This is a genomic window from Proteus sp. G4415, from assembly GCF_963896075.1.
Lineage (GTDB): Bacteria > Pseudomonadota > Gammaproteobacteria > Enterobacterales > Enterobacteriaceae > Proteus > Proteus mirabilis.
This window is the reverse complement of record NZ_CAWQOK010000065.1, coordinates 105,022-117,473: the sequence shown is the minus strand read 5'-3', so window position 1 is coordinate 117,473 and position 12,452 is coordinate 105,022. Positions and strand designations below refer to the sequence as shown.

10 protein-coding genes are annotated in these 12,452 nt (G+C 40.1%); 8 read left to right on the top strand and 2 right to left on the bottom strand.

Annotation, left to right across the window (positions count from 1 at the left end):
* Positions 1-167: 167 nt before the first annotated feature.
* Positions 168-548 (bottom strand): hypothetical protein, encoded by a 381-nt coding sequence (locus AACU95_RS07935; protein ID WP_036970905.1) that lies wholly within the window; start codon positions 546-548, stop codon positions 168-170.
* Positions 549-715: 167 nt separating this feature from the next.
* Between AACU95_RS07935 and AACU95_RS07930 the strand changes: the two genes are divergently transcribed.
* The 8 genes from AACU95_RS07930 (at position 716) to AACU95_RS07895 (ending at position 12,197) form a co-directional block, all read left to right on the top strand.
* A complete protein-coding gene (locus AACU95_RS07930; RefSeq protein WP_141192287.1) occupies positions 716-1,285 on the top strand; it encodes a hypothetical protein in 570 nt (189 codons plus the stop codon).
* Positions 1,286-1,459: 174 nt separating this feature from the next.
* Positions 1,460-3,064: a type I restriction-modification system subunit M gene (locus AACU95_RS07925; RefSeq protein ID WP_115286881.1), complete on the top strand. Its 1,605-nt coding sequence runs from the start codon at positions 1,460-1,462 to the stop codon at positions 3,062-3,064.
* Positions 3,054-4,442, top strand: coding sequence for a restriction endonuclease subunit S (locus AACU95_RS07920; protein ID WP_053089305.1), 1,389 nt, complete (start codon positions 3,054-3,056; stop codon positions 4,440-4,442). The genes AACU95_RS07925 and AACU95_RS07920 overlap by 11 nt, the downstream gene beginning before the upstream one ends.
* A 249-nt stretch (positions 4,443-4,691) precedes the next feature.
* A complete protein-coding gene (locus AACU95_RS07915; protein ID WP_161737223.1) occupies positions 4,692-7,970 on the top strand; it encodes a type I restriction endonuclease subunit R in 3,279 nt (1,092 codons plus the stop codon).
* 69 nt (positions 7,971-8,039) lie between these two features.
* Entirely contained in the window at positions 8,040-9,476 is a 1,437-nt protein-coding gene (locus AACU95_RS07910) for a DNA translocase FtsK (protein ID WP_141192338.1), read from the top strand.
* 479 nt (positions 9,477-9,955) lie between these two features.
* The gene (locus AACU95_RS07905; RefSeq protein WP_012368150.1) at positions 9,956-11,281 is read left to right on the top strand and encodes a colicin E5-related ribonuclease; all 1,326 of its coding nucleotides are present in this window, start codon (positions 9,956-9,958) and stop codon (positions 11,279-11,281) included.
* The gene (locus AACU95_RS07900; protein WP_012368149.1) at positions 11,278-11,613 is read left to right on the top strand and encodes a colicin transporter; all 336 of its coding nucleotides are present in this window, start codon (positions 11,278-11,280) and stop codon (positions 11,611-11,613) included. Before AACU95_RS07905 ends, AACU95_RS07900 begins: the two co-directional genes overlap by 4 nt.
* 41 nt (positions 11,614-11,654) lie before the next feature.
* Positions 11,655-12,197: a phage tail fiber protein gene (locus tag AACU95_RS07895; protein WP_141192339.1), complete on the top strand. Its 543-nt coding sequence runs from the start codon at positions 11,655-11,657 to the stop codon at positions 12,195-12,197.
* Positions 12,198-12,201: 4 nt separating this feature from the next.
* Here the strand turns inward: AACU95_RS07895 and AACU95_RS07890 are convergent, their stop codons facing one another.
* Positions 12,202-12,435 carry a DNA polymerase III subunit theta gene (locus tag AACU95_RS07890; RefSeq protein WP_141192340.1) on the bottom strand — a complete coding sequence of 78 codons (234 nt, stop codon included), beginning with the start codon at positions 12,433-12,435 and terminating at the stop codon, positions 12,202-12,204.
* Positions 12,436-12,452: the final 17 nt, after the last annotated feature.

The window sequence follows — 12,452 nt, the reverse complement described above, 5'->3', positions numbered from 1 at the left end:
TTATATTTAATGGTTGAAATTTATAATGTGATACTCTTATTTAGAGTGTTTTGTGTTTCAATATAAAAACGATAAGATAATAAACGCATTAAAACGCTTCACTCCAATTGCTGGGGGAGTTAGTCGAGTCCAATTATCCAATGGTTTCGATAGATGTCTAAAAATTATTATCTTTCCCTAGCCACCGACACCTTAGCCAGTTCTAGATTACTAGCCAAGCAGTTAGAAAATATTGGGGATGATGCGTTTAAACTAGGATAATTGCTGGCATCCGATAAAACAGCTATAGTAGCAGAACAAGGTCTGTTTGCATTAAAAGATTTAGCTAAATAGATATAAATATATAACCATTTGGGGCATTTAATCTTAAATTTTTTGGCTACATCATCTACAATTTCGGCGTATTTAATACCGTTACGAGGGATCGTATTCGCTAATGTTCTACCGCCAACATACTGTAGTTCTCGAACAAGTAGATGTAGAATTTCTTCATCTGATTTATTATAGTTTTTAGCGTTCAGCAACACACTTTTTACTTTATCTGACATTGATAAACCAAACTTTCCAGTATTGGTTATGTAATTAATCAGTAAATCGATGCCATTTTAGAGTTTGAAATAATAGTTCTTATTGTTTTCACGAAAGGTTATGGCAATAAATAGGTCGATAGTTTGAACTATAAATAATTAATTTAGGGAAATAAATTAAGGTTTTTATGGAATACCAATTCAAATCATATAGTAAAGGCAGCAAGAAAAAATCATTACCTTCTTACATCTTTGTTATCCTGTACTGCTCTTGGTTAGCTTATCTATTTTTGTCGCTTTATTTAGGCGATAACATTGTATTATTTGAATGGTTTCCTAAATGGACGATTATTATTATTTTTGCTATTTTCACAGGGATTATTGGGGGAATATGGCACCCTTTTTTTCGCCCATCAAAGTATGTTATCAGTGATTATTATTGGGGGGCTTTTCTTGGCCTTATGATAATTATTCCAACTTTTAATGTGCTTGCTTATTTATCATTAGACCAAACAATTCACTACCAAACACAATATCATATCGTCTCGCCAGGGCCTGAACGTCTTAAAGCCCCTCAATGTGAATATGGTATACGGATAAAAGAGATTTATACAGGGGAATGGGTTTTTTGGTGTATTAGAGATCCAAAATCGAAAACCAAGGAAAATACGGGAACCGTATGGGTTACAGCAAAAACAGAGCCTATTGGTGCAGATATTGTTGATTATCAGTTTTACCCTCCTAACGCTCAGCAATAAATATGGGGTATCTAGGTTGATATAATTTAGCTTTTACCACCCAAACCAACCTGATTTTATGAGATAATCTTAACCAAACCTATTTTGTATATATTATCGGCAGTTAGCGTAAAAATAACCGACGCTAACTTAGCGCTTGCCGATAATAACTGATAAAAAAGAGAATCTATCGACATGGCTAAATCACCCGCGAAGAAAACAACCAAAGGCTTTGAAGAAACCCTTTGGGATACTGCTAATCAACTGCGTGGCAGTGTTGAATCTTCTGAGTATAAGCATGTGGTACTCAGTTTGGTGTTCCTGAAATTTATCAGTGATAAATTCGAAGCCAAACGCAGCCAATTAATCAAAAATGGTCAGGAAGCTTTTGTTGATATGGATGTTTTCTATCAACAAGATAACGTTTTCTTTTTGCCACAAGTATCCCGTTGGTCTTACGTCCAAGAGCGTGCGAAACAAGACGATATCGCGGTGATTATTGACACTGCATTATCCACCATCGAAAAAAGTAACGCATCATTGACGGGTGCATTACCAGATAACTATTTTTCCCGCCAAGGGCTAGAGCCGAAAAAGCTCGCTTCACTTATCGACAGCATTGAAAACATCAATACCCTCGCCACGGAATGTGGGGTAGGGGAAGAAGATCTAGTTGGTCGCGTTTATGAATATTTCTTAGGGCGTTTTGCCGCCAGCGAAGGTAAAGGTGGGGGCGAGTTCTATACGCCAAAATCGGTAGTTACATTACTTGCTGAAATGCTCGAACCTTATCAAGGCAAAGTATATGACCCGTGCTGTGGCTCGGGTGGGATGTTTGTGCAGTCACTAAAGTTTGTCGAAAGCCACCAAGGGAAAAGCAAAGATATTGCGATTTATGGGCAGGAGCTCACCAGCACCACCTATAAACTGGCGAAAATGAACTTGGCGGTAAGGGGGCTAACAGGCAATTTAGGGGAGCGCCCTGCGGATACCTTTTTTGCCGACCAGCACCCTGATCTAAAAGCCGATTTTATTATGGCGAATCCGCCGTTTAACTTAAAAGATTGGCGCAATGAAGCCGAACTGACCAATGATCCGCGTTTTGCTGGCTTTCGCACGCCACCAACAGGGAATGCTAACTATGCGTGGATCTTGCATATGCTGTCTAAGCTGAGTGAAGATGGTGTTGCGGGGTTTGTGTTAGCCAACGGTTCGATGAGTTCTAATACCAGCGGTGAGGGTGAAATTCGCCAAAAACTCATCGAAGATGATCGTATTGAGTGCATGATTGCACTACCCGGTCAGCTCTTTTTTACCACGCAAATCCCTGTTTGCTTATGGTTTATCAGTAAAAGTAAACAAGCCAGCGCCAAATATGGTTATCGTGATCGCCAAGGGGAAACCTTGTTTATCGATGCCCGTCACCTCGGCACTATGATAAGCCGTACCCAAAAAGAGCTTACCGCGCAAGATATCGCCACTATTGCCGATACTTTCCATGCGTGGCGCAGTAGCGAAAGCGAATTGAAACGTCGCATTACTGCCAAAGAAATCGGTATTAAGCAGTATCAAGATAAGGCAGGCTTTTGCAAAGTTGCTACCCTTGATGATATCAAGGCCAATGATTTTGTATTAACACCCGGGCGTTATGTGGGCGCTGCGGAGGTTAAAGATGATGGTGTGGCATTTGAAACCAAGATGCAGGAACTGACCCAAACCCTTTATCGCCAGATGAATGAAGCGGCAGAGTTGGATAAGGCTATCCGTAAAAATATGGAGGTGTTGGGTTATGGGGAGTAATAGCTGGCGGGAAGTAAAACTATCTGATTTAGGTGAGGTTGCACGAGGTCGTTCAAGACATCGACCTAGATATGCTGAACACCTATATGGGGGAGAATATCCTTTTATCCAGACAGGAGATATAAAAGCTTCTGAAGGTCGTATTTCTTCTCATGAGCAGACATACTCTGAGGCTGGTTTGGCTCAAAGCCGTCTTTGGCCAGCAGGTACAATGTGTATAACAATCGCAGCGAACATAGCAGAGACGGGAGTTCTACAGTATCCCGCATGTTTTCCTGATAGTGTTATTGGTTTTATTGCTGATAAAAATAAAGCAGATGTCTACTATATTGAGTATGTATTTAGAAAGTTAAGGAAAGATATTCAGCGGCAAGCAACTGGCTCTGTTCAAGATAATATTAATCTCCAGACTTTTGAACGATTGAAGTTTAAAGTACCTCATGTTGAAGAACAGCATAGAATTGCCAACTTTCTTAACCATTTTGATAAAAAAATTACCCTCAACCGCCAAATCAACCAAACTCTAGAACAAATGGCGCAAACGCTATTTAAATCATGGTTTGTGGATTTTGATCCTGTGGTTGATAACGCACTAGATGCGGGTTTTTTTGAACAGGATTTAGCTTTCTCTGATGAATTACTGCGTCGGGTTGAAGTGCGCAAAGCAGTGCGTGAAAGTGATAATTTTAAACCGTTATCAGAGGATATTCGGCGGTTATTTCCTAATGCTTTTGAAGAATGTACTGAGCCTGCATTAGGGCTTGGGGGGTGGGTGCCGAAGGGTTGGAATAACGGATGTATTTCGGATGTAGCTCATTATAGAACCAAACGCATTAACACTTCAGAGTTGACACTTACTAATTACATATCAACGGAAAATATGCTGGTTGATAGAAAAGGTATTCAGAAGGCAACAGCGCTTCCAACGGTAAATAGTGTGCCAGCATATACATCTGGCACTATTCTAATTTCAAATATTCGTCCTTATTTTAAAAAGATATGGTTAGCTAAAGGTGATGGTGGCTACTCTAATGATGTTCTTGGATTTGAAGTTAAAGATCAAGGAACCGAAGAATATTTATTTAATTTAATGTATCAAGATTCATTTTTTGATTTCATGATGGCGACTTCGAAAGGTTCTAAAATGCCAAGAGGCGATAAAAAAGCTATTCTAGGGTTGGAGCTTGTAGTGCCTCCATTAAAGTTGAGAAAGCTATTTTCTAAAAATGTGAATGGTTTTTATACGTCATCAAGTATTCGGAATAATGAAAATCATGCATTAGGCCATCTCCGAGACACACTCCTCCCAAAACTTATCTCCGGCGAGTTGTCTTTGAGTAATATAAAAATAGATATCCCAGAAGAAACTTTAATCTAATTTATTCGACCGCTTCACATTTTTCTTATTGTGAGGCGGTTTTTGTTATCGAATCAATTAAACTATCTTAATTAAAACAACTCGATATACTCGTTATTCTTCAAGTTGCAGCGTTGTTGGCTACGCTCAATAACCCGAATCACTTACTCCAGTAAGCTCATCGGGATTATTTCCCTTGCCGCCTAGCGGCAACTCGAATGATTTAGAGTATAAGAACGAATTCGCTAAAAACAAAAAGAAGCCACTGATATGAGCCATATCTTCACTGAAGCCAAATTGGAACAGGCGATAATAGAACTGTTAGGACAACATGCAAATAATGCTGGGCAAATCTGCTATCCGCATTATCTTGGCATTACTATCCCGCGCAAAAACAACAGTGAAGTATTGATAGTGGATGATTTGCGCCAGTATCTTGCTAAACAGTATCAAGCAGATGGCATCACCGACGGTGAGATCACCAGGATTGTACAGCAGTTGCAATCTCTCCCTGCGAGTGATCTCTACCAAAGCAACAAAACCTTCTGCCATTGGCTCAGTAACGGCTTTTTACTCAAGCGTGAAGATCGCAACCAAAAAGACCTATATATCGAACTTATCGATACTCAAACCTTGCCCGACCAATTAGTAAAATTATTTGCAGGGGAAGTCGAGCTATCCGTAGCAGATAATAATCGCTATCGGCTAGTTAATCAGTTAGAAATAGAAGGTCAGGCGCGAGACGGCGGGGTGCAACTGCGCATCCCTGATGCGATTTTATACGTCAATGGGCTACCGCTGGTGGTCTTTGAATTCAAATCGGCAGTGCGTGAGGAAGAGGCAACGCTATTTGATGCATGGACACAGCTTTGTGTGCGTTATCGTCGCGATATTCCCAAGTTATTTGTCTATAACGCCTTGTGTATTCTCAGCGATGGCGTGAATAATAAAATGGGTAACCTGTTTGCTCCTTATGAATTCTACTACGCATGGCGTAAAATTAACGGCAACGAATCAACGGAAAAGCAGGGCATCAACGGCCTGTACACCTTAATTGAAGGGTTATTCCATCCTGCTCGTTTATTGGACGTACTAAAAAACTTTGTTTTCTTCCCAGATACTAGTAAGCATGAAGTGAAAGTGTGCTGCCGCTACCCACAGTATTACGCGGCTCGTAAGCTCTATTACAACATTGAGAAAGAGCGTAAACAGATCACTGCGGATGGTGAAAATATCGGTGGTAGTGGTAAAGGGGGCACCTACTTTGGCGCCACAGGGTGTGGTAAAAGCTACACCATGCAGTTTTTAGCGCGTCTATTGATGAAAAGCGTCGATTTTGCCAGCCCAACGATTATTTTAATCACTGATCGTACCGATCTTGATGAACAGTTGGCAAAACAGTTTTGCAATGCAAAAGCCTTTATTGGCGATGAAATTATTGTGCCCGTCACCAGTCGCCAAGATTTACGTGATAAGCTAGCAGGGCGTGCTAGTGGCGGGGTATTCCTCACCACCATTCATAAATTTACTGAAGATATCCAACTGCTTTCTGAGCGCAGTAATATTATCTGTATTTCAGATGAAGCTCACCGTAGCCAAATCAATCTCGACCAAAAAATTATCATCAACCAAGAAGACGGTACGGTTAAAAAGACCTACGGCTTTGCTAAATATCTACATGATTCACTGCCGAATGCTACTTACGTCGGTTTTACCGGAACGCCTATTGACGCCACCCTAGATGTCTTCGGGGAAACTATCGATAGCTACACCATGACTGAATCGGTGAATGATGAAATCACCGTGCGCATTGTGTACGAAGGGCGTGCGGCTAAAATTGCCCTTGATAACAGCAAACTGGATGAGATCGAACGTTATTATCAAGAATGTGAAGCCCAAGGCACTAGCGAATATCAGATAGAAGAAAGCAAAAAAGCCATGGCGAACATGAACTCTATTTTGGGTGATCCTGATCGTATTGATACGTTAGCGAAAGATTTTGCGCAACATTATGAAAAACGAGTAGAAGAAGGTTCTACCATCAAAGGGAAAGCGATGGTGGTTTGTGCTAGCCGTGATATTGCTTATGCGTTTTATCAGAGCCTAAAATTACAACGGCCAGAGTGGTTTGAAGCGAAACAGGCAATTGACGGTGTGGAACTCACCGAACAAGAGAAAAGCGAGTTAATGCCTTTACCAATGGTCAATATGGTGATGACTCGTGGGAAAGATGATCATGAGGCGATGTACAACTTACTGGGAACAAAAGACTACCGCAGAGAGTTAGATAAACAGTTTAAGAACCCGAAATCCAACTTTAAAATCGCCATTGTGGTGGATATGTGGCTGACGGGCTTTGATGTGCCTGAGCTAGATACCATCTATATCGACAAGCCGCTACAAAAGCATAACCTTATTCAAACCATTTCTCGAGTGAATCGTCGTTTTGAGGGGAAAGAGAAGGGGCTGGTTGTTGACTATATCGGGATTAAAAGCCGTATGAATATGGCGCTGGCGATGTATTCTAAAGCCGATAAATCTAACTTTGAAGATGTTCAGCAATCCATTGTAGAAGTCCGTAATCACCTCAATTTGCTTTCACAGGTATTTCATCAATTCGATAGTCGCGATTACTTTTCAGGCTCGCCAACACGGCAATTAGACTGCCTTAATCGGGCGGCTGAGTTTGTCCTGCAAACCAAGAAAGTTGAACTGCGCTTTATGGGCTTAGTAAAGCGGTTGAAAGCCGCTTATGATATTTGCGTGGGCAGTGAAGATATCACCCAAGATGAACGTGAACATATCCATTTTTATTTGGCTGTACGCTCTATAGTCTATAAATTAACCAAAGGTGATGCCCCAGATACGGCGCAGATGAATCAAAAAGTACGTGAGATGATAGCGGAAGCCCTTAAAGCCGAAGGCGTGGAAGAGATCTTCACTTTAGGGGATGAAAAAGCTGAAAATATCGATATTTTTGATGATGAATACATGGCTCGTATCAATAAAATCAAGTTGCCGAATACCAAAATGCAACTGTTGCAAAAGATGCTTCAAAAGGCCATTAGTGATTTCCAAAAGGTCAATCAGCTGCAAGGGATTAATTTCTCCAAGCGATTCCAAGCATTGGTTGAGCAGTATAACCAACGCAAAGAAAATGATGTGCTCAATGGCGAAGAGTTCGACGATTTCACTGCACAAATGGCGGATATGATTTATGACATCAAGGCAGAAATGATGTCGTTTGAGGATATCGGCATTGATATGGAGGAGAAAGCCTTCCTCGATATTTTGCAGCATATGTGCCAGAAATACGATTTCACCTACGATGACGACAAAATGCTGGCACTTGCTAAGGACATGAAACTTATTGTCGATGACAGCACACAATACCCTGACTGGAGCAACCGGGAAGATATTAAAGCGAAGCTGAAAGTTGACTTGATTTTGTTATTACATCGTTATGGTTTTCCGCCAGTGGCCAATGATGAAGTATATAAAAGTGTGCTGGAACAAGCCGAGAACTTTAAGAAATATCAATTGGGGTGATTGGTAATCGCTGAAATATCGAAGGTGACTCTAATTTACTGAATTAACACACCTAGATGGGAGGAATTGATGGCACAACCGTTTATTCATACCTCTGAGTTTTGCTGGTCACCTCAAGAACTAGACATAATGGCCCAAGCGATTGAGTCTTGCTTTTTGCAATATCAAATAAGAGGTGAGGTTGTCAGTTATGATGAAGGCGCAACATTTACACTCTTTAGAATCGAATTGGGTAGAGGGATAAAAGTCTCTCAAGTGATAGCGTTAGTGCCAGAATTGTGTCGTTCCCTGAGCGTCGTTGATATAAAAGTTATTGATTTTATTGCGGGTACACCTTATATCGGATTACGAGTCACTAACACATATCGTCGAGCGGTGTCTTTTGTTGAATGCTTTAATCTATGGAGCGGAATCAATGGGTTATCTACCCTTTCTGTCATGTTAGGTGAAGATATTATAGGAGAACCAATAGGCTGGGATTTGGCTCAAATGCCACATTTACTTATTGCAGGTGTAACGCGCTCAGGCAAGTCCATGTTAATGCATTCCTTGGTAATGAGCATTTTATACAGAAACTCGCCGGATAAAGTTCGCTTTGTGATGTTTGATACAAGCCAGCTTGAACTCAGTTTATACAACGATATACCCCCCTTATTGTTTCCTGTTGCCTCTGATTCTATTGAATCAATAAAGCCATTATCGTTTTTAGTCTCTGAATTGCAACGCCGTCAAAAATTATTTAGTGCGTTAAATCAGCGCAATTTGAGTGGTTACAATAAGATAATATCAAATGCAAAAGAGTTAGGTAAGCCTATACCTGATCCTTTCTGGTGCCCTAATAAAAATTATAGTGAGCATCCTTATTTAGACAGTGAGCCTGAAATTGTTGTTTGTGTTGATGATTATGTTCAACTCATTGGCGAGTATAAACAAATAGGAGAAATGTTAGTTCTATTGAGTCAGCAAGGTTATGCGGTTGGCATTCATCTAATACTAACGACTCGTAGCCCTGTATCCACCAGTATCGGTTCACAGCTTCGAATTAATATCGCTACACGTATTGCTCTTTCTGTATCGTCTAGGGCTGATTCTAATTTAATTCTTGGACAGTATGGCGCTGAGTCACTATTTGGTTTGGGTGACATGTTATTTGTATCACCGAGTTTCTCTGGGCCTATAAGAATTCAAGGTGCTTATGTGAGTGATTCAGATATTAGGGATGCGGTCGATTATTGTAAACGATGGGGAAGCGTGAGTTATCTTAATCTTTATGATGATGTCCAGAATACAAATATGTCAGCTGAAGAGCTTGACCCATTATTTGCTCAAGTAGTTGAATTTACGGTAGGAAAACAGTGGGTTTCTATTTCAGGTATTCAGAGACAATTTCGAATCGGTTATAACAGAGCAGCAAGGATTATAGAGCAGTTAGAATTACAGGGTATCGTTAGTGAACAAAATTGTAATGGCAATCGAGAGGTATTAGCTCCACGGTTTGATAGCTAGTAATGACTATATCTGTATTGATTCGTCAACCAATCTCTGATCTTGTTCTAAATTTCTCGGCTTTATTAACTAGTATTCTATTTTTAATATCCTATTGACTCACTCTGCTAATGTATTTTGATAACAGTCATAACTATCTCTCATAGAACATTGAATATTATGTTTTTTATGAATTTCCTGATATTCCGACGAACAATATTGTATCCGTTGATTAGGAAGAAGAACGCAGACAAAAAGAAGAAGAAGAAAATTAGGACCCAATAAGATACCAAAATTGATAATGGGTTGATTATATTTATTTTGCTCAAGGGAAAATTAAATGATAATAATAATCATTCCTAATGCGGCCTAAATAAATGGGTTGCCTGAGGGTATTTACGCTACATGCACTGTTTTTATACACAGTGTAAATCATACTTAGCTTGTCGAGCATTTAATATACTCTATCTTTATCCAGATAAATGAATAAGGAAATTTTTATGGATGAAAAAAGGCTACCCATTATCAAGTCATTGGATTTGATGAAAAGAAATATTTGTCCTGTCTGTGGCAAAATGGACTGCCAATTTTTGACTAAAGATAAGCATTGCAAAGAGATGATGGATCTCTATCATTCAGGGGAGTACGCTAAAGCGCATAAAATCTTTATGCAACGTTATGCTCAATTTATTGGCATGCAGAGATTTGCATTAAAGAAAGCGATTGATACTTTTGATTCGATTACACATTTCACTCAGGGTAATTATATCAATAAACCAATCCCCTCAGAGTTAAATTTGGCTATCACCTCCGCACAATCGACGCTTATTCCAGGAAAAACGCTTAATAAAGCGACACTCGCGCCTGTTGCTGTTTTTACGCCTACGTTAACCACTGCTAGTACAACAACAGCAATAGAAACGTTAGGAGCGATTTTAGGTCGGGCACTGGGTTTAGGGGCAGGGCTGATGTTGTACTCACCTCCGGTGGGTGAAGGCAGTGATCGCTACCCAGCCATGATTTATGATGAATACCCTAAAAATAGAGAAACCGCATTAACGAGGGAAGGTAGGGTATTAAATATTCCGAAAGAAACTCAGTTAAGAGAAATAGCGAAACAAAAAGGCATGATAAATACGTCTGCCGTTATTGTTGAAAAGGGGGTGAACGGAGCAAAGCAAATTGAACTAGTGAAAACGGAGACCCCAGTTAAAACACGCGTGGTAGAAGCGAGAAAAACGGCCGAGAAAGGTGTTTTTGCCTATACGTTACCAAATGAAAAACAAGAAAGAAAGGTTCAAATAGGCAATGCGACGATTTTAAAAGGTATCGCCCCACCTCAACCGAAAAGGCATAGGTATCTACCTGGTAAGGTGTATGATATTTCAAGATTTAATGAATTGCCGTTAGAAGCACCTACTTTTTTCAGCGAAAATGAAAAAAGACAGTCGATATTGCGAGAGCCCGTGATTTTGATTTTTCCGTGGGAATTAGGGATAAAACCGATCTATTTGTCGACAGGGAAAAAAGACAATTCTTCGGAAATTAAAATTGAAGGAAAAATTCAAGACCAGATGGGAGGACGTGGTTGGAGTGAAAAAGATATCCAAGATGTTATTGCTAAAGGTGCTAAAGGAAAATCTGTTGATCAGCGTAGACCTAAAAATACGGATGATGGTTTAGGTCGTAATGATCCAGCCACAGTGTATGGTGAGCCAGGAAAATATGTGGTGGTGAATGATCGCACCGGAGAAGTAGCACAGATTAGTAATAAAAATGATCCTAGATGGATTGATGACTCACGAATTCAATGGGAGAAACAATGATGGAAAAAAAATTATTTGATTACAACGTATTATATAACAATGGTGAAGAATTCTTTAAATTAAAAGGCAACGCCTGCATGTACTTATCACCAAAAGCTGCAATTGAAGTGTGTCAGGAGGCAACAAAGCGTAATCTGTGGATTTCAGGTATCGATGGTGGTCACTGGCTGAATCCTGGATTCCGTCCAGATGGAAGTGCATCTTGGTCAGGCAAAACTAAATTATTTAATGAGAACAAAATATCAGAAAATAATCAGTTGGCCATTGAAAATATTCAGGAAGATGCTGCAGCCGGATATACAGCATTCATTGTCACGTTAAGAATGCCTTAATTTTTTAAGGGATGAAATAAAACGATACCCGTTACTTGCGGATGAGTGGCGGGTACTCATTCACAATAGCTCCGCAAGGGTTTATTAAGAAAGCCTCCCCAATAATTAATATCAATTCTGATGGTTCATTCATCACTAACGACGAATCAGAAGGTGCTACGGTTACTCGAGTAGCTCAAGGTGAATATTTCATCGAAGGTGTTTTAGGCTTTAACTCAGATGCAGGTTGGGGCGGTGTCGATGGTGGTATTGAAATTCCACTTGATGTTAATAAACAGCCGTTGATATGGGTAGACTCTGAAGTTATGGAGGACGGTTCTATCCTCGTGAGAACGTATCATCGAACTCACCCTAACGCACCTAAATTCGCCCGTAATGATATTGATGGTTACAAAGACGGCGACCCAATAGATATCCCTGATGGTCGTTTTATTTCCGTTCGTGTACAGATGCCTGAGCAATCCATCTATAACGTGAGAATGCGTGAGATGGAGGAAGCGCAGAAAGCGGAAGAAGAATGCAGACAAAAAGAAGAGGAGATGAAGTCTCAATTTGGGCTGGGTGAAAATGATGCATTGCTATAATTAATTATTCTGTCTTCAAATACTGCACCGATTTTCCATCCGGTAACTTCTTACTTCTCTCACGATAAAACGCTAATCGTTCATTAAAATACTCGCGCAAATGTGCTGGCTGTTGCCGTTCAACTTCGGACGCAACAACTGGCATATTGAGTCGCTCTTTATATGCGACACCTGAAGCGGCTAAATCGACATTAATCTTGTCTTTTTCTTCTTGAGTTAGTTCAGCAAGATTTTTCATTTGATAAGCTCTATTAA